An 18031-nucleotide genomic window follows, 5' to 3' on the forward strand; every position below is an offset into this window, starting at 1 on the left:
GCTAAGGCTAGCCTAACCATGCTCGCCGGCATACCCGAGTGTTCTGTAATCCGGGCGACAGCGGCTGCCGTGTTCGGGCAGGCCGAGAGGCCCCGGACCGCGTACCGCGATCCGGGGCCTCGTAAACGCGACTTGAGGGCCTGTTTCACAAGAGCCGGCCCTTATGAAAGAGCCCTAATCGTTCAAGCCGCAGTCCTTGGCCGGCGTGGGCGTGCACGGCAGCTTCCGGTAGTCGGCCGGAGGAGTCACCGTGACCTTCGCCAGGTTCTCCTTCGTGCGGGGCAGCCACTCGTAGTCGCTGGTGGTGGTGCCGGTGAACACCTTGTTGACGACCCGGACCGGCTGGTAGGACTTCGCGTCGACCCAGATCTGCATGGACTCCTCGGCGGTCTTCGCCGTGTCCATGGCGCTGTCCGGGCCGCCCAGCCACTGCAGGTGCACGGTCTGCCTGCCGTCCAGCCGCTCCTTCCCGACGAGCGTCACCTTCCCGCTGTCGACGGCGCGCTTGAGGTCCTTGGGGTTGAGCGACGGCGGTAGGTATTGGACCTGCTTGGTGTCGGCCGGCTTGAGCGAGGAGACCTGGTAGGTCCACCACTTCTTCTTGTCATGGTTCAGCTCGACGGCGGTGGAGCCGTCCAGCGCCACGGTGTACGAGCGGACGTCGCCGTAGTAGATCTTGTTGTCCTGCCGCTCGCGGCTGGTGGTGCGGTCGGCCCAGAGCTCGATCAGGCTCGCCTGCTTGCCGTCCCGGCCCTGGTGCTTGGCGGTCTCGTGCTGGACGTACCCCGGTAGTTGGCCCAGGGCGGTGGCCGTCTGCTCGGCGACGTAGCCGACGGTGAGCATCTCCGGCGCCTCCTTCGGGGCGCCGCCGCCTCCCACGCCTCCGGGAGCGAACGCCAGCGAGGCGCCCACGGCCACGGCGGCGACCACCGGCGCGGCCACGGCCAGACCCAGTGCCCGGGTACGACGGCGGTTCTTACGGTGCAGGGTCTCGGTGAGATTCGATGGTGCGGTCATGGTGTACGTCTCCTCGTGGAGCCGGTCGCCCAGTAGGCGGCCCAGCTGTTCGTCGTCGAGAGCGGTCATCGCAGGGTCCTTGCCTCTTCGGTTTCGTGAAGGTCGCCGAGTAGTTCGCGCAGCCGCGCCAGCGCCCGGGAGGTGTACGACTTGACCGTTCCGATCGAGCAGCCGATCAGCTCCGCCGTCTGCTCGATGGAGAGGTCTTCGAAGTACCGGAGCACGATCACCTGTCGCTGCCGCACGGGAAGTTGGGCGAGCGCCGTGGCGACCGTCTGCCGCTCCCCGACGCCGTCGAATCCGGGATCGGTGGAGCGGAAGGCGTCGGGGTTGTCCGGCAGCGCCGTCTCGCGTGGGCGTCGCAGCAGGTCCCTGATCCGGTCCCGGGACAGGTTGACCATGACCTGCCGGACGTACGGCTCAGGGGCCTCGCGGGCCTTCGACCAGCGACGCATCGTGCGCAGCAGGGCCGTCTGCAGCAGATCCTCCGCGTGGCCCCGATCCCCGGTGAGGAGGAACGCGAGCCGCAGGAGCGCCGCCGACCGTTGCTCGACGAAGCTGTCGAAACTCGGATCAACTCTCACGGGGATAAGGACTCCAGCCGCCCGGCGGGGGTTGCCACCGCCGGCCGCCGTCACAGGCGGCAAGACATGAGCTGTCAAGCGGTGTGTCGGGAACATGCCAGATGAGTGTGCGCTCGGCCACGGAACGTGAAACTGATACTCCCGGCCGCGAGGAAGCCGATGACGACCTCACCCCTCGAGCGGGCTGCCGAGTCCTTTGCGGCCGAGCTTGCCCGCCAGCGCGCCGGGCGGGGCCTCTCCAAGAAACAACTGGCCGTGCTGATGGGTTTCGACCCGTCCTACGTGAGCCACGTCGAAGGGCGCCGACACCGCCCGACCGAGGACTTCGCCCGCCGCGCCGAGGCCGTCCTGGAGGCCAGCGGCGCGATCTGGCAGCGTTTCCGCGAGTACGACGACCTCCGGCACGCCCGCTCCGGCCAACCGCAGCGCGAACCCCCGCTGTCCAGCCAGTGGCTGCCCCCCGGCACCGGCCTCGTGGTGGAGCGGGAGTTGGCCACCCTCACCCACACCGATGACGGCTACCGGTGCGTCATCCGCCGCGAGCTGTACAACGCGGGCACCGAGCCGGTCACCCGCTACCTCGTCCGCGTCGCGGTGGACCGCTACCCGAACGATCCCGGTCGCTCCAACCGGCACCACCGGGAACACCCGCTCACCTTCGCCGAGCTGCAACTACAGGCCCGACGCGACGACGGCACCGGCGACTCCGAGCCGATGCACTGGCGGGCGAAACACGACCGGGACGCGTTCAAGGAGATCTGGCTCCTCTTCGAGAACGGCGAACGCCGCTTTCCGCTGTACCCCGGCGACCGGACCACCATCGAGTACGCGTACAGCGTCGGCCACGACAAGTGGGGCCCCTGGTTCCAGCGGGCCGTCCGGCTGCCCACCCGGCGTCTCGCCGTACGCCTGGATCTGCCGGCGGCGTTCGATCCGCAGGTCTGGGGCGTGGAGACCTCGCTCTCGGCGGAGGAGGGCCCGCTGCGGACGGCCCCGCAGCGGCACGACGAGGGTGACCGGGCGATCGTCGACTGGCAGACCGACGACCCGCCGCTGAACGCCCGCTACCGGATGCAGTGGCGCTTCCGGGCTCGGCCGGACACCGAGCCGGACGTCGGCCCCGGCGCCACCCGGGTCCGCCCCAGCGACCGCATGCGCGGGATCGGCATCGTGCAGCGCGGCGACGACCTGCTCCGACAGCCGGTGCGACAGTTCGACCTCCCCGGCGAGGAGCAGGCGGCCCGCGAGATCGTGGACCGCCTCATCATGGCGCTGGCCCGACTCGACGAGCTGCACCCGTTCAGCAAGGGGGTCGGTATCGCCGCCCCACAGCTCGCCATCGGCCGTGCCGCGGCCGTCGTCCGACCCCCCGACCGCTCGGCGGAACCGGTCGTCCTGCTCAACCCCCGGGTGGTCGACGCCGACCCGGAGACCGACGAGCAGTACGAGGGGTGCCTCTCCTTCTTCGACCACCGCGGTCTGGTGCCCCGGCCGCTGCGGCTCGACGTCGAACACGCCCAGTGGGACGGCAGCCGGATCATCACGTCGTTCGAGTTCGGCATGGCCCGGCTCGTCGCGCACGAGATCGACCATCTTCAGGGCCGGCTCTACGTGGACCGGATGGCGCCGGGCGTGCCGCTGGTGCCGGTCGAGGAGTACCGGGAGACCGGGCGACCCTGGCGCTACTGAGACAGCGAGGGGACCGGGGCGCGCGCCCCAGGGGGCAGGGGCACGCGCCCCGGTGTGGGGGGAGGAACGTCTAGAGATCGCCGAACGTGTCGTAGCGGACGGTCGACGGCGGCACCTCGTCGGCGGCCAGCACCCGCAGCGTCGACCGGACCATCTGCGCCGATCCGGAGACGTAACAGTCGTGCGTGGTCCACGGGCCGTACCGGGACACCACGTCCGGGATGTCGCCCTGCTCGCCGTCGAAGTCCGGGTCGTCGCTGCACGCGGCGGTGACCGACAACCACGGGTGTGTGGCCACCAGATCCTGTAGCGCGGCCAGCGCGTACAGGTCCGTCGCCTGCCGGGCGCCGTAGAAGACGTGCACCCACCGCGTCCGGTTGTAGGTGGCCAACTCCTCCACCAGCGCCTTGATCGGCGCGAGCCCGACGCCACCGGCCACGCAGAGGATGTCCCGCTCGGAGGAGCGGTCCAGGGTCATCGACCCCATCGGCGCCGCCAGCCGCAGCAGGTGTCCGGGCCGCACCCGGCGGACCAGCGCCCCGGACACCCAGCCCGCGCCGGGGCTCCGGACGTGGAACTCCAGCACGTTGTCGTCGTTCGGGGCGTTCGCCACCGAGTAGTTCCGCCACACCCTCGGGTGGAAGCGGGGCAGCTCCAGGCTGACGTACTGGCCCGCCCGCCAGGGCAGCGGGTGTTGCAGGGCCCGGCAGGTCAGCACGGCGATGTCGGGGCCGTGGCGCTCGTGGGTCAGCACCTCGGCGTGCCAGAACGGCGGGTTGTCGTCGTCGGCCGCCCCGGCCACCATCTTGGCGGCGATCGCCGCGTACGCGTCCCGCCACGCCTGGTCGTACTCCAGGTTCCAGCCGTCGCCGGCGGTGCTGCGCAGCGCGTCGAGCAGCGCGACGCCCATCGTGGCGTAGTGCCGGTCGTCGACGTGGTATTTGCGGTGGTCGCGGCCCAGCGCGCGCAGGAACTCGTCGAAGCTCTCCGGGTCGTCCACGGTGTGGATCGCCGTGATGATCGCCTCCAGCAGGCGGTCACCCTGGCCGGCCATCTGCACCGGGAAGAGCTGGCGCAGGGCGGGATCGAGCAGGAACACCCGAGCGTAGAAGTGCCCGGTCAGCCGCTCCCGGTCCTCCTCGACCAGGGTCCAGCTCTCCTTCAGCAACCGTGCGACATCGTCCACCGGTGCTCCTTCTCCAGACGGCAGCGGATCGGGCACCCATAGAATCTCCACGGAGCGTGTGCACCGGTCGCACAGAATGTGCGATCGGTTCATGCCGGCCGGTCGGCCCTGCCCGCTGGCCGGTCCGTCGGGCAGAGTGGTGCGGTGACCGTTGAGCTGACCCGCCCGGTGTCCCGCCGGCTGCTGGGGACCGAAACGTTGCTGGTCCTGGGCCTGTCCCTGGGCCAGTCCGCCGTCTACGCGGTGGTCTCGATCATCGCGAAGCTGACCGCCGAGGGCCCGCTCTCCAAGCAGACCGCCGCCCTGAACACCTCCGCGTCGGCCCGCCCCTGGCTGGACCTGACGTACCAGCTTCTCGGCATCGTGTTCGCGCTGCTTCCGGTGCTGCTCGCCGTACACCTGATCAGCAGGGACCCCGGCGACCCGGCGCGGACCCTCGGCCTGGACGCGCGGCGGCCCGGCCAGGATCTGGCCCGGGGCGCCGGCCTGGCCGCGCTGATCGGCCTGCCCGGCCTGGCCCTGTTCTGGGTGGCGGCGCACCTCGGCCTCAACGCGACGCTGGTGCCGGCGGCGCTACCGAAGGTCTGGTGGGCGGTCCCGGTGCTGATCCTCGCCGCCGTGCAGAACGCCGTGCTGGAGGAGGTGATCGTGGTCGGTTACCTGGTCACCCGACTGCGCCAACTCCAGTGGCGGCTCGCCGCGATCATCGCGGCCAGCGCGCTGCTGCGCGGCAGCTACCACCTCTACCAGGGCTTCGGCGCGTTCGTCGGCAACGCGGTGATGGGCGTCGTGTTCAGCCTCTTCTACCTGCGTACCCGCCGGGTGATGCCCCTGGTCATCGCGCACACCGTGCTCGACGTGGTCGCCTTCGTCGGCTACGCGTCGCTGCCCCGCGAGTGGTTCGACTGGTTGTGACCGCTCAGCGCCGGTGCGGCCGGTAGGCGGCCACCGCCCGCGCCGCCAGCCGATCGGCCGCGGCCGCGTCGCCGAGCGTGGCGGCGACCACCGCCGCCCCCGGCACCAGTCGGGACGCCAACCGCAACGCCACCCACCCGCCGGCCTGCGCGGTGAGCGGCGCGGCGAGCCGCCAGGCGGCCTCCGCCGCCTTCGGCCACGTCCCCTCCACCGGATCACCGGCCTCCCGCGCACCGAGCAGCGCGGCCCGCGCGCTCGCCGCGTCGGGATGCACCTGGGTCAACACCAGCAGCTCCTCGGCCCGATCGGGATGCGCCGGGTCGCGTCCGTACGCCGCCGCGAGGTGCAGCACCAGGTTCGCCTGGGTCCAGAGCACCGACACCAGCTCCGCCAGCGGCGCGAACAGACCGGCCAGCGCCGCCGCCGCCCCTCCCGCGCCCGCCGCCCGCACGTACCGCCGGGTCGCCAGCCGGGCCAGACCGTCCGCCGGAGCGTCCGGGTAGCGGTCCCGCAGCCGCCGCGTCCACTCGGCCGCGCCGGGTCCGAGCGTCCGCACCGCCTCCATCGCCAGGAACTCCGGAGCGAAACCGGGATGGTCGCGCAGGCGCGCGACCACCGCCGGCAATTCGGGGGTACGCGTCGAAGCCGCCTCGGGGTTGCCCGGGGGGACCGCCGCTGCGGCCGGCTCGGGGGTGATCGCGGAAGCCGCTTCCGGCGCGGGTGCCGGTGCGACTGCGGGTGCGCCCGCCTTCGCCGTGGCGGCTCTACGGGTGGGCGTGGCGCGCTTGCGAGGGGTTGGCGTGATCTCGGTCGGCTCTGGTGTGACGGGCGTCGCATCCGGGATGACCGGCGCTGGCGGAGGTGGTGTCGGTGCGACGGCCGCCGTGCTGGTGGCGGTCTTCCGGGGCCGGGGCGCCCGCGCCCTCGGTGGCTGGCCCGTCGGCTCTCCCGCCGCGCCGGGAAGCGCCTCGTCCTGGGCGGGTCGAGCTGCGCCCTGGGCGGGTTGAGCTGCCTTCTTGGCGGACTTCCTGGTGGGGTGCGCCCCGGTGCCGGCGGGTTCCTCGGTGGGGTGTGCCGTGTCGTCGGCGGGTTCCCTGGTGGGGTGCGCCGCGGTGCCGGCGGGTTCCCTGGTGGGGTGCGGCGCGTCGCTGGCGGCAGCGGGCGGCTTGACCGGGGTGCTCTCCGGGTGGGCGGGGGCGGGCTCTGTCTGCCGGGGCAGGGGACGGTCCGGATCCGGCGGTTGGAAGATCACCGGCGCCGCCTTGGCCCGGCGGGGACGCGGGCTCGCCGGTGCCGCCGGTGCCGTTTCGGCAGGCTGATCGGTCGCCTGCGGCGGCGTGAACGTGGCCCGCGCCGGGCGCCGACGCGGGCGCTCAGCAGGCTCCTGGCGGGTCGGTTCGCTGGGCGGCTGCTCCTGCATATCGATGGAGCGTAGTCCCGATCACGCCCCCGCACAGCGGTGAAATACCGGGGCGCGCTGCCCGGGTCGGCGTACCCCGGAAGTCGTTTTGCCCCCGGTGGGTGCCGACCTGTATCCTCGGGCGCGGTGGTCTGCGGGCCACCAGGGAGACTTCGCCTAGTCTGGTCTATGGCGCCGCACTGCTAATGCGGTTGGGGTCTTAAAGCCCCTCCCGGGTTCGAATCCCGGAGTCTCCGCGCGAAAGCCGGGTGTGTACACTGGCTGAGCACGAGCGCCCGTAGCTCAATGGATAGAGCATCTGACTACGGATCAGAAGGTTAGGGGTTCGAGTCCCTTCGGGCGCACAAGATCAGGGCCGTTTCGGGAAACCGAGACGGCCCTTTTCCGTTCCCGCACAGCGGCGAAGTACCGCAACGTTCTAATCCGCCTCGGTGCCGCTCATCCGCTCGCCCTGGCGCTTCAACGCGGCATGGAGTAGGGCAGGGACAACGCGGCCGCCGTTGTGGCCGCGTTGCGGGCGAGGGCCTCGCGGGCGCCGTCCGGGCCGAGGGCGATCACCGCACGAACGCGTTCGAGGATCTCATCCTCCCAGGCGATCGGGTGCGGGCGGGAACGGTTCAGTTCGCCGGCCTCCTCAGCCAGCGCCGCAGCCGCCAGCGCGGCGTCCCAGTCACCGCGGATCACATGCAGGTAGGCGAGTTCCTCGGCTGCACGTATGTCGGGGTCGGTCAGGCCACGCTCCGCGTCCTGGGCTTCCCACTCCAGTCGGTAAGCGAGCAAGCCCTCGACATCTCCGTAACGGTCCAGGAACGGGATGCCCTCCCGGAGTACGACGTCCCGGATGTCGGCCATCACCGGTTCGTAGCCGGCCAGGGCGTCCGGCTCCGGGAACACTCCCTCCAGCCGCCGTGAGCACGTGTGGCCGTCGGCCGCTGGCACCGCGAGCAACCAGACGATCACCTCGACCTGGAAATTGGGCCGCCGGCGCAGTGGTGGAATTGGTTGCACCGTCTGGGCGGTCCAGCCGACCGGACCCCGCACCAGTCGGCCCTCCGCAGCACGCCAGCCATCACCCAGAGCGGGCAGCAGGTACGCGTCGACGGCCTTTTCCCACCTGCCGACATCCACGTGATCATCCCCTTCTCAGCATCGAACGGTGATCGCCGGAACGTTCCGATACCTTGCTGGGAGCTGGTTCTGTAGGTCCCCGTACCACTTGGTTTCGAGCCCCTTGGCGCCGGTCTTCAGGTCGAGGATGAGTTCCGGTCGCAGTTCGTCCACGCCGAGCACGACATCCGGCGCCTTGGCGCCCTTCTCCCAGCCCTCTCGTGCGGTGACCGGATTCTTCCACCTCCTGGCGAGCAGACCGTTGCGGTAGCCGACCTCCGCGAACAGGTTGGCCGATGCCGGTTCCGCACCGACGAGCTCGGCGAGTCGTTTGTGCACCCGGTCGCCCCAGTGCTGCGGGGACTCTCCGGGCCACCGCTGCACGTCTTTGCAAGCCTGCTTCGCGAGCTGTTCGACGCGGGTCTTCGCCTGCTGCTGACGGGTGTTCAGGGCCGGCGGGTTCGCGCCGGTCGGCAGGTACTCATGAGGCTTGTCCGCCGGCTTGACGCCCAACGTGCCGTTGCGTTTGATCTCGTCGGCGAGGTCAGCGGCCATCTTCTTGGCATCCGCCGTGGTGACCGCCCGGGCGACCGCCGTGTACGCGGCATACACCTGGTGGGTCTTGGGTTTCCGGGCCGGCGGGATGTAGTACGACGCGCGGCACCGTACCGTTTTGGTGTCCTTCGGCTTCATGATCAGGACTTCCGGGCAGGTCTGCACCGGCCTGCCGTCCAACGTCATGGTGATGTTCACCTCGACGGTGACCTGCTTGTCGATCGTCACGTACTTGGATGCCGACGTCACCCTGCTGCGGAGCTTCAGGTTCGCGGTGCAGCCGTTGGTGGTGCAGGGGCTGAGGCTCGCGTCGCCGGTGAGCGACACCTGGACGATGCTGTCGAGGGACTGCGCCAGTACGCCCATCTGACGTTTCACCTCGTCGAACAGCAACTGCCGCTGGTCGTCGGTGAGAACCTGCAGCTTGGCGCGCAACTCGACGTCACTCACCCGGTGCGCGATCGTCTGAAAGCCGCTCCCCGACTCGGCCACCGGGGTGGTGCTCATACCCAACAGCCGTTTCGGTTCGGCCGTACTGATCAGGTACGTGACACCGTCGAGGACCACCGCTCGTGCCTCGACGCCATCCACCGAGGTGACCACGCCGAGTCCGAGTGACTCCTCCTGCTGCGGATAGCCGTTTTCCTCAATGCTCGGCACCATGCCGGTGGCGAGCAGAGCCGGCGCCAGGACGTCACCGAAGTCGAATCCAAAGAGGTCGCCCGCGACCCGCACCCACCGGTTGGCAAACTTTTTCTCGCGCCCGTCGGTGATCCCGGCCTTACGCCAGAACGCCTCGCCGACCTTGAGGAACGTACGATCGCCAAGGTCCAGGATCTCGGCGGTCTGGCCGCCAGTGATCAGCTTGCCTCGCACCGTGCCTTCGTTTGTCACCTGGGCGTCCATGCTGATGCGGTCGCCGTCCGGTCCGGAGAACGACCCCTGGTAGCGGACCGCCGACGTGGTGAGCAGCCGCTCAGCCGCCTGTCTCAACTCCTGATCGGCGGTATTCACCGCCACCTGCGCCTCAGTGGCCCGTTCCTTTTTGCCACCCGGGTTGCCGGTGAAGCGGGGCACCACGACAAGCGCGCCGATCGTGCAGATCAGCAGGAACGCCAGGGCCAGGCCACCAAACAGCAGCAAAAGCCGTCGCGGCCGTGCCGGTTGCGGCGGCAGTGGCGGTGGCGGTGGGGGCAGAAGAGGCGGTGGCGGCGGGGGAAACGGTGGCGGCGTCGGGTAGTTCATGGCGTCTCGATCCATCGACAGCAAACCGGCGCTGGTCAATGTATACGTTTCGGCCAAGCCCGCGTGGTGCCGCTGTGCACGGCGGACGCGCAAGCGAAATCGGGTTCACCCTCTGCCGCGATCAGTGCGCCGAGGTGTGGCAGATCAGCTGGCGGACATGTGGCGCGCGGCAGTCGGCGGCGGACAATCGCCACCGGTGATTGTCTGGTCCGACCACCCGCTTGACGAATACGTCCCAGGACATGCTTGACGTTCGGTCTGGAACTCTGTTCTGAGGAGGGTTATCGGGCGGTCATATATCGATGCGCCGCTCGACGGCGGTCGGGTCGTCCGGCTCGCCGAAGCGGAGGGTGGCGTGGGCTGGCTTGGTCGGGAAGGCCCGCAGCAGCGGCTCTACAAACCCCAGGCCGCCGAACTGCTGACCGCACGCGGGCGGCGAGTCGGAGGATCGCCGACGGTTACGGCCACTCGGGTATGACGCAAGTCACAAAATGGCCGTCCGTGGGGCTTGCCAAGTGCCTGGCTTTCGTCATCTGGGTTGCGTCCTTGACCAGGCTGACATTGCCCAGGAGGGCGGCACGGCACCTTCTGGTTGCTGTCGAAGCACATGGACTATATGGAGCTGGATCGCCTTCTGGGCATGATCAATTCTGGTAAGACGCGGCTCGCCCGGCGGTCCGGCTCTTAATAACGTGACCTCATGCCCGAGTTGATTCTGCCGACTGTCCGCCTGCACGCCGCGTTCTTGAAATGCCGCGACGACTGGGGCCCTGGCCTTCACGAGGACGGCTTCGGCCTGAGGGCTGACGACGATGTGGACTCGCCCGAAGGCTTCGCCGCTTGGGTGCACGCGCGGGTCCGAATGGTCCATCCGGCCGGCGATCCGTGTCCGGACGAACAGCACGGCTCACCCCGGTGGATCGTCGAGAACGGCCACGTACTCGGGGGTATCGCCCTCCGGCACAAGTTCGATGACGAGATCGGCCAGATCGGCTACGGCGTCCGGCCGTCCGCGCGCCGCCGAGGACTGGCGAGTTGGGCACTCGGCGAGATGCTCACAGAGGCTCGCGTCGTCCTGGGCCTAGATCGCGTCCTCATCCCTTGCCTGGCCGACAACATCGCGTCGGCCCGGACGATCGAACACCACGGCGGCGTCCTCGAGGGCATCCGCGACACCGAGCACGGTCCAGTAAGGCGCTACTGGATCGCCTTGGATCGGTGAGGTCACCCGGCCGAAGCCGTAACTAGGAACTACCCGTATTAGGCAAGGGCGGCCCGGGAGGTGCGGACCGTGTTGGATGTGAAGCCGTACCGGGACGCGCTCGCGCTGCCAGGGTTGCGGCCGCTGCTGCTGGTAGCGATCCTGGCCCGAGTGCCAGTGGCGGCCACCGCCGTGGTGATGACGCTGCACGTCCTCGATCTGGGCCGCGGCTTCTTCGCAGCCGGGCTGGTCGGGGCCGCGATGACGGTCGGTTCGGCGCTCGGCGCGCCATTGCTCGGCCGGCTGGTCGACCGACGTGGCCTGCGGCCGATGCTGCTGCTGACCACAGCGGTCTCGGCGTTGTTCTGGGCTACGGCACCGGTTCTGCCGTACCCGGTGCTGCTCGGTGCCGCGTTCGTCGGCGGGCTGCTCACCCTCCCGGTCTTCTCCGTGGTCCGGCAGTCGATCGCCGCGCTGGTCCCGCCAACCCAACGCCGTCAGGCGTACGCGCTGGACTCGATGTCGGTCGAACTCAGCTTCATGATCGGGCCAGCCGGGGCGGTGGCCTTGGCCACCAGGGTCTCGCCCACCCTGACCATGTACGCCGTCGGCGCCGGGATCGTGCTGGCCGGACTCACCCTGCTGGTGCTGAACCCGCCGACCCGGGCGCGTGACGAGGCGACGACGCCGGCACCGGCACTGCCGCGCCGGCAGTGGCTGACCCCACGGCTGATCGGACTGCTCGCCGGCGGCGCGGCGGGCACGTTGGTGATCGCCGGCATCGATGTGTCGGTGGTGGCGGTGCTGCGTGATGCTGGCCAGCTCGACTGGACCGGTGTGGTGCTGGCGCTCTGGGCGTCGTGCTCGTTGATCGGTGGCTTCACCTACGGCGCGCTGTCCCGCCCGGTGCCGTCGCTGATCCTCACCCTGGTCCTCGGTCTGGTCACCGTTCCGGTCGGCCTGGGCAGCGGCCAGTGGTGGCTGTTGGCCCTGATGCTGCTGCCGTCCGCAGCCTTCACCGCGCCGACCGTGGCGGCCACCGCCGACGCCGTGAGCAGGCTGGTGCCGGCGAGCGTACGGGGTGAGGCGATGGGCCTGCACGGCTCAGCGATGGTGGTAGGGGTTGCGCTCGGCGCCCCGCTGGCCGGGGCGGTGATCGATGCCGCCGCGCCAGCCTGGGGCTTCGCCGCGACGGGCCTACTCGGCGCGCTGATCGCGCTGGCGGTACTGCCGACCCGGTCGAGTCACCAACACTCCGAATCCGCGGCCGAACCCACCACCATCCCCACCGTCGCTCCCTGCTCGATTCCGCCCCCGCTCGATCGTGCTGTCTCACCATCCGCCCTGTCCGCAACCCGCCGGCGACGCGCGAGAAGTTGACCACCACAAGTGCGGTGACCGCCGCGTACGCAGCGGACGGCCCGACCAGCCCCAGCGGAGGCGGCCCCGACCATCGCCGCGATGGTGGCCGACCTTCGCGCGGTGGTCGCGGTGACCGCGCTGGGCGCGGCGACGTTCGTCGGTTTCCTGTCGCACCGCTACGGCGAGCTGACCGGTCCCGGCGATGCCTGGTCCTACACCGTGCTCATCGGCTTCGCCGCCGTGCTGGGGACCGCTTACCGGTACGCCCGATCGGTGACCGCGCACCTGGCTGACGCCTCGGTGAGTGATGGTGGTGTTGGCTACGGCTTCTCGGCGACGAACGTCCCGCGCGCTGGAAGCGTCACGACGAGACCCCGTTCCCGCAGCAGGCGGATAGCCGCTCGGACCGTGCCGCGAGCCACGCCGTACTCCTGCTGGAGGTGGGCCTCGGAGGGGAGCGGCTGACGGGGCTTGAGCTTTCCGGACTCGATCTTCTTGGCGAGGAGATCCGCGAGCTGGATGTAGAGCGCTACCGGACTCATCTCGTCGATCATGATCGACACCTTATGGACGCCTAGCACGGGCGGGCCGTTGGGTACCTACCAAACGTTCTGTACTTATAGGAACAGCTATACGAACTGTACAAGTTGAACTAGATTGAGGTCAGACCTTCGCCCAGGTAGGAGGCACCTCGTGAAGCTCTGGCCGTTCGCCTGTCCTGCTCCACCCCACCCGGAGCGGGAGGGGTCGCGGTGAGCGCGGTGCCGTTCGAGGTCGAGCTTTCCTGGACGGTGATCGATTACCACCGCATGCAGAGATGTAGCCGTTGTCATCCGGACGGCTGGTGTCCGAGGGTCGCGGTGGCCCGAGCGCGGATCGGGGCGTGGCGACGGGCGGTGGGGCGTGCGCCCGTTCAAGGGTGGTGACCTGCTGCACCTCACGCAGGCGGCCAGCGTCCAGTTCTCCCGGCCGTTCTACTTCCGGCTCATCCGCGTACTGGAAGACCGGATCACGTACGACGGGTGGGCCTGGATCGAGGGGTACGAGCTGGACACCCGGGGAGATGCGGTAGCCCGGCGGCAACTCTTCGTCCAGCCCGCCGGTCTCCGGAAGCTCGCTCCGTCGCCCCGTCCGGCGGCCTCCCCGGTCCGTAGGGAGCCTGCGCCCGTCCGGAAGGGCTCGGGGAAGACCTCGGCCCGCAGGGTGAAGGGATCTCTGTAGTTCAGATCCGTACAGGGTCTCGGGTGGGGTCGGTTCAGACCCGCTAATCCCGGCGGGTTTTGGTGCTCTTGATCATGTGTTTCCGCTGGTCAGTACTACTGTCCACTGGGGACGCCTACGGATCGGCTGGCACCGGTCTATCACCCTGGACATGCTCGCCTTGGCCGTCCTTACCGTCCTCGCCGTGGCGCTCCCCAGCAGAGCGCACCCTGCCCCTGGTCGATCTGGCGACGAAGATCCTCAAGCCGCGCCCGACGAACCCACCACAAGCACAGGCAGGGGAGGTGACGTTGGAGTAGTAGGCGATAATGGCGACCCTTCCGGATCGCGCCCGCAACGGCGGGCAGGCGCCTCGGGTCAGGCGAACAATGCGATCACGGAGAGGATGAGGCCGAGTGCGGCCATCACCATTCCGGCGGTGCGGTACTCGGTAGTTCTTGCGGGGTCGAATTTTACCATGCCGAAGTGGCCGACCAGGCGTGCCATCCCGATCGGGCGCCATGCCAGAAGGGCGCCAGCCACCAGTGAGAACAATCCAACGATAAGGACGATCGTCATCGTCCAAGGGTATCGCGGATTCCGACACTGCGCTGCCCGCAGAAGGGCAGGCCGGCGGTCAGCGGCGCCGTCGGCGGTGTCGGGTGATCACGTTGGCCAGCATCGTTGCCAAGGCCGCCACTGCGGCCACCCCCAGTACGATCCCTGCTCCGGCAAGTCCCATAGGGACGATCCTACGTCGCGCCCCGCTTGCTCGCACGCGAGGCCGGATCTGTGGGCGCCTCGTTCGGAATGAGGGCCGGGTCCGCTCTGTCAAGAATTGTTTGACAAGGTGTCCAGAGGCGTCCGTCAATGCCAATTTGACAGACGGTCGAGCGGATGCCGAGTAATTCACAAAGGGGTGTTGCCCGTCACTGTTGTGGATATCTTGGGGTCTCCGTTGTTCGCACGAACGAAAGGGAGGACGAGCAATGATCATCAAGGGTATGACGGACGCCTGGCAGAACCGAGGGTCCGAGGAGGCCACGATGCCGGCCGTTCCGGCGGGTGCTTCTCCGCTGGACGAGATGTACCTGGAGTCGATCGTCGGTGGCGCCGCCGACAGCCTCGACTTCTTCACCTTCGTCTGCAGCAGCAGCGTCCCGCCGACGGTCGTCTGCCCGACGACGTCGAACCTCTGCGCCTGATCGCGCGGAAGCGCTGCGCCGAGTAGTCCGGTGCACCGGCCGCCCGTCCCGGCCCGACCGGGGCGGGCGGCCGTCCTCATCCATGACGCGGGGAGGCTCCATGTCGACTGACCTGATGCGGCGCTGGTCCACGGTGCCGCCGTTCCGGACGCTGCCGGAGGACGCACTGCGTACCCGACTCTCCCTTCCCGTCGGCGGCAGCCCACCACCTGCGGGTGACGCGCCTGGATCCGGGCCTGCGGAGCTGCCGCATACGCTGGCGGAGTCGCCGGTCGGCTGGATGACCGAGGAGCCGGTTCTCTGGCCACTGCTGCCGTTGTGGCCCCGGCTCGCCGACCTGCACAGGGCCCTCACCGAGGCGGGACGCGCCGAGGGTCAGGGGGCGGCGGCCACGGTGGCCGATCGCTACCTCCGCAGTCTGCTGGGCGACGTTCGCCGGCTCGCGTGTCGCGCGGCCGCAGAAGATCTCGACGCCCCGGTCGACGAAGCCGGGAAGGCCGGAGAAGCGCCGACTGCCCGGCGGACCGAGGCGGAAGCGGCGAAGACGCTGGCCGTCCGGTACGCGGCCCGCCCCGCCGCAGCCGAATTCGCCGACCGTTACGCCCCTCTGCTTCGCCAGGTGAAGCACATCCTCGACGGATACCTGCGCACGTTCACCGAGATGCTGCAAAGGCTGCGCGCGGACGGTCCGCTCATCACGCCGCTGCTCGGCGGGGTCGAGGCCGGGCAGATGCGAGCCGTACGCGCCGTGGGCGACCTGCACGAGCCGGGCGCGGTGCTGCTGCTCACCTTCGCCGACGACACCCAGCTCCTCTACAAGCCTCGCAGCCTCGCCCTGGAAGTCCAGCTCACCACGGTTCTGCAGTGGCTGGACAGCCACGAGCCGGGACTCGCCCCCCGGGTTCCCCGATCGGTGGACCGCGGTCGCTACGGGTGGCAGGAGTTCGTCGCGTGGTCGCCGGCTCGCTCGGCCGACGAGGTGCGGGCCTTCTATCGCCGCTCGGGAGCGCTCGTTGCGCTGGCGTACCTGATGCGGGCGACCGATCTGCACTACGAGAACGTGCTGTGTGACGGCCGGTCGCCCGTCCTGGTCGATCCCGAGTGCCTGTTCACCACCTCCTTCCGCACCCGTGGCGACGGTGTCGAGGAGATGGGTGGGGTGAAGGCCACCACCGTCCTGGACTCCGGTCTGCTGCCGGAACCCGGCCACCGCGGCGACCTGCCGACGGCCCTGGACCTCTCGATGCTCGGCGCCGTCGGCGAACGGCGGCAGCCCCGGCAGATCCGCGAGCTGCGCGTCGACGAGCACGGCCGGTCCGAGTTCGTGATGCGGTCCCTGCCGGCGGAGGACGCGACGCACATGCCGGTGCTCGACGGCCGCGTGGTGCCGGTGGTCGGGTACGAGGACACGGTCGCCGACGGTTTCGTCGCTGCGTACCGAATGTTCCTGGCCGACCGTGATCACCTCGACCAGCTCCTGGCCGGGTTCGCCGGGGCCCGCGTGCGGCACATCGTGCGACCGAGCTGGCAGTACGGCAAGTTGCTGTACGAGCTGGGCCATCCCGATGCCGCCCGGTCGGCACTCAAGCAAGAGGAAGTCGTCAACACGATCTGGCCGGCGAACGCCCACGAGCGGCAGCTCGCCCTCCATCTGTTCGGCAGCGAACGCCGCGGATTACTGCACGGTTGCATACCGACGTTCGAGCGCCGCGCGGGTGATGTCGACCTGCTCTCCAACGGCGAACTGGTGCACTCGTCGGCTCTGCTGGTCAGCGGGCTGGACCTGGTCCGCCAGCGGCTGCGCTCGCTGTCCGCCGAGGATCTGCGGGTGCAGACCGGGATCATCCGAGCCACCCTGTCACTGTTGCGCATCCCGGCCGATGCACGGCACCGGCAGTCGTACTCCCCGGTCCGCGCTGCAACGCCGGACAGCGACACCGTCCTTCGCGCGGCGACCGACATCAGGGACGCCCTGACCGCCGACATGGCCGACAATCGCGGCCGAGCCTGGTGGCTGGGCGGTGTCGAGGTGTCCAGCGGAATGTTCGGCGTGCGACCGAGCCCCTTCGGTCTCTACGACGGCGTCGCCGGGATCGCCCTGTTCGCGGGGTACCTGGACCTGATCACCGGATCACGCAGCCGGCTGGCCACCTCCGCCCGGTCGGCGATGCTGGTCGATGCCGAGTCCGTGCTGCAGCACAGCACGCTGGAGCAGCTGGCCCGCAACCGTCAGCTTGGCGTGCTGAACGGGCTCTGGGGAACGGTGTACGTGGCAGCGTGCCTCGGCCACTCCGCCGGGGATCCCGGCCTGGCTCGCTGGGCCCGCGACGTCGCTGGCCGGCTGGCACCGGCCCCGCTGCCGACCGACTGCTGGGACCTGCTCGGTGGTTCCGCCGGAATCGCCGCCACGGCGGCCGAGCTTGCCACGGCCTTCGGCCCGGAGGTGTACGCGGCGGCCGCCGACCGGTTCCTCCGATCGACCGCGATGCAGCTGGAATCCGTCCTGAGTGCCGAGGAGATCCCGGCGGGCGTGGCACATGGCATGTCCGGCGCAGCCCTCGCCTTCGGTCGGGGAGCCGGCCTGTTTCCCGGCGCCGGATGGGACACCGCCGCCCGGGTGTGCATCGACGCCGAGCGTTCGCAGCGCCGTCCCGACGCGGGTGGCTGGCACGACGCCCTGCTGGCGCGCGAGGGAGTGCCGCAGGAGGGCAAGCGGCAGAGCTGGTGCCGTGGCGGGGCCGGGATCGGACTGGTCCGACTGGCACTCGGCGAGGAGGCGGCCGGCGGTGGCGCACTGATCGACAGCGAGGAGAAGCGCGACATCGACCTGGCGGTCCGGCTGACCGTCGAGCACGGTTTCGGGTACGACCAGAGCCTCTGCCACGGCGCCATGGGAGCACTGGAGCTGCTGCGAGCCGCCGGATGCGAGCAGGAGTACGGCGTCCACCTCGGTGGACTCCTCGCGGCCGCTGAGCGGCACGGCTGGCGGACGGGCCTGCCGCGGCCGCTGCCGGATCCGGGCCTGTTCACGGGCGTCGCGGGCGTCGGCTTTGGTCTGCTGCGGCATCTGGAACCACGCGCCGTTCCGCGCGTCGTGACGCTCAGCCTGCCGGCCGGCTGCCGGTCGCCGGAGGGGCCCGTCGAGGAAGGAGCGCGGGGCGATGCGTGACAGCGTCACCGATCCGTACGAAGGCGTCGAGGCGTCCGCCGCCGGGGTGGAACGTGCGGCGCTGTGTGGGCTGGCCGCGCAGCGCTCGATCACCCGCCTGTGGGTGGCGCTCGCGGTGTGGATCCTGCTCGCGCTCGGAGTGCTGGTGCTGGTCGTGGACCGGATCGGGAGGTAGC

General features: G+C 69.9%; 16 protein-coding genes and 2 tRNA genes. 10 read left to right on the plus strand and 8 right to left on the minus strand.

Annotation, left to right across the window (positions count from 1 at the left end; all coding sequences use genetic code 11):
• Window positions 1–174: 174 nt before the first annotated feature.
• Entirely contained in the window at window positions 175–1086 is a 912-nt protein-coding gene (locus ACIBTX_RS06000) for a hypothetical protein (RefSeq protein ID WP_396832105.1), read from the minus strand.
• A complete protein-coding gene (locus ACIBTX_RS06005) occupies window positions 1083–1601 on the minus strand; it encodes a SigE family RNA polymerase sigma factor (RefSeq protein ID WP_396832106.1) in 519 nt (172 codons plus the stop codon). The genes ACIBTX_RS06000 and ACIBTX_RS06005 overlap by 4 nt, the downstream gene beginning before the upstream one ends.
• Before the next feature lie 159 nt (window positions 1602–1760).
• On the opposite strand from ACIBTX_RS06005, the gene ACIBTX_RS06010 reads away from it, so the two are divergent.
• The gene (locus ACIBTX_RS06010; RefSeq protein WP_357131663.1) at window positions 1761–3290 is read left to right on the plus strand and encodes a peptide deformylase; all 1530 of its coding nucleotides are present in this window, start codon (window positions 1761–1763) and stop codon (window positions 3288–3290) included.
• Between the two features lie 70 nt (window positions 3291–3360).
• On the opposite strand, the gene ACIBTX_RS06015 is transcribed toward ACIBTX_RS06010, so the two are convergent.
• Window positions 3361–4476, minus strand: a complete 1116-nt coding sequence (locus ACIBTX_RS06015; protein ID WP_357131666.1) for a globin domain-containing protein — start codon at window positions 4474–4476, stop codon at window positions 3361–3363.
• 144 nt (window positions 4477–4620) lie between these two features.
• On the opposite strand from ACIBTX_RS06015, the gene ACIBTX_RS06020 reads away from it, so the two are divergent.
• A complete protein-coding gene (locus tag ACIBTX_RS06020) occupies window positions 4621–5391 on the plus strand; it encodes a CPBP family intramembrane glutamic endopeptidase (protein ID WP_357131669.1) in 771 nt (256 codons plus the stop codon).
• Between the two features lie 4 nt (window positions 5392–5395).
• Here the strand turns inward: ACIBTX_RS06020 and ACIBTX_RS06025 are convergent, their stop codons facing one another.
• A complete protein-coding gene (locus ACIBTX_RS06025) occupies window positions 5396–6643 on the minus strand; it encodes a hypothetical protein (protein WP_357171800.1) in 1248 nt (415 codons plus the stop codon).
• Between the two features lie 313 nt (window positions 6644–6956).
• Here ACIBTX_RS06025 and ACIBTX_RS06030 point away from each other — a divergent pair.
• A tRNA-Ser gene (locus tag ACIBTX_RS06030) sits at window positions 6957–7047 on the plus strand.
• 35 nt (window positions 7048–7082) lie between these two features.
• Window positions 7083–7155 (plus strand) — tRNA-Arg (locus tag ACIBTX_RS06035).
• A 115-nt stretch (window positions 7156–7270) separates the two neighbouring features.
• On the opposite strand, the gene ACIBTX_RS06040 is transcribed toward ACIBTX_RS06035, so the two are convergent.
• Window positions 7271–7939, minus strand: a complete 669-nt coding sequence (locus ACIBTX_RS06040) for a hypothetical protein (protein WP_357171801.1) — start codon at window positions 7937–7939, stop codon at window positions 7271–7273.
• A gap of 15 nt (window positions 7940–7954) precedes the next feature.
• Window positions 7955–9811, minus strand: coding sequence for a hypothetical protein (locus ACIBTX_RS06045; protein WP_363660857.1), 1857 nt, complete (start codon window positions 9809–9811; stop codon window positions 7955–7957).
• Between the two features lie 607 nt (window positions 9812–10418).
• Between ACIBTX_RS06045 and ACIBTX_RS06050 the strand changes: the two genes are divergently transcribed.
• Together ACIBTX_RS06050 and ACIBTX_RS06055 are read left to right on the plus strand one after the other, a co-directional pair.
• Window positions 10419–10940: a GNAT family N-acetyltransferase gene (locus tag ACIBTX_RS06050; protein WP_357131681.1), complete on the plus strand. Its 522-nt coding sequence runs from the start codon at window positions 10419–10421 to the stop codon at window positions 10938–10940.
• A 78-nt stretch (window positions 10941–11018) separates the two neighbouring features.
• A complete protein-coding gene (locus ACIBTX_RS06055) occupies window positions 11019–12299 on the plus strand; it encodes an MFS transporter (RefSeq protein ID WP_357131833.1) in 1281 nt (426 codons plus the stop codon).
• Between the two features lie 302 nt (window positions 12300–12601).
• On the opposite strand, the gene ACIBTX_RS06060 is transcribed toward ACIBTX_RS06055, so the two are convergent.
• Window positions 12602–12835: a GntR family transcriptional regulator gene (locus ACIBTX_RS06060; protein ID WP_357131684.1), complete on the minus strand. Its 234-nt coding sequence runs from the start codon at window positions 12833–12835 to the stop codon at window positions 12602–12604.
• A gap of 349 nt (window positions 12836–13184) precedes the next feature.
• Between ACIBTX_RS06060 and ACIBTX_RS06065 the strand changes: the two genes are divergently transcribed.
• A complete protein-coding gene (locus tag ACIBTX_RS06065; RefSeq protein ID WP_363660858.1) occupies window positions 13185–13502 on the plus strand; it encodes a hypothetical protein in 318 nt (105 codons plus the stop codon).
• A gap of 357 nt (window positions 13503–13859) precedes the next feature.
• Here ACIBTX_RS06065 and ACIBTX_RS06070 read toward each other — a convergent pair whose 3' ends face one another.
• Entirely contained in the window at window positions 13860–14060 is a 201-nt protein-coding gene (locus ACIBTX_RS06070) for a hypothetical protein (protein WP_357131690.1), read from the minus strand.
• Between the two features lie 410 nt (window positions 14061–14470).
• Here ACIBTX_RS06070 and ACIBTX_RS06075 point away from each other — a divergent pair, with 410 nt between their 5' ends.
• The 3 genes from ACIBTX_RS06075 to ACIBTX_RS06085 all read left to right on the plus strand — a co-directional run bounded on the left by ACIBTX_RS06075 (window position 14471) and on the right by ACIBTX_RS06085 (window position 18030).
• The gene (locus ACIBTX_RS06075) at window positions 14471–14686 is read left to right on the plus strand and encodes a hypothetical protein (protein WP_357131693.1); all 216 of its coding nucleotides are present in this window, start codon (window positions 14471–14473) and stop codon (window positions 14684–14686) included.
• Window positions 14687–14786: 100 nt separating this feature from the next.
• Entirely contained in the window at window positions 14787–17855 is a 3069-nt protein-coding gene (locus ACIBTX_RS06080; RefSeq protein WP_396832107.1) for a type 2 lanthipeptide synthetase LanM family protein, read from the plus strand.
• On the plus strand, window positions 17848–18030 hold the full coding sequence (locus tag ACIBTX_RS06085) for a hypothetical protein (protein ID WP_357131699.1): 183 nt from the start codon (window positions 17848–17850) through the stop codon (window positions 18028–18030). Before ACIBTX_RS06080 ends, ACIBTX_RS06085 begins: the two co-directional genes overlap by 8 nt.
• Window position 18031: the final 1 nt, after the last annotated feature.

Origin of the sequence: Micromonospora sp. NPDC049359, from assembly GCF_044466585.1 — a bacterium.
GTDB lineage: Bacteria > Actinomycetota > Actinomycetes > Mycobacteriales > Micromonosporaceae > Micromonospora.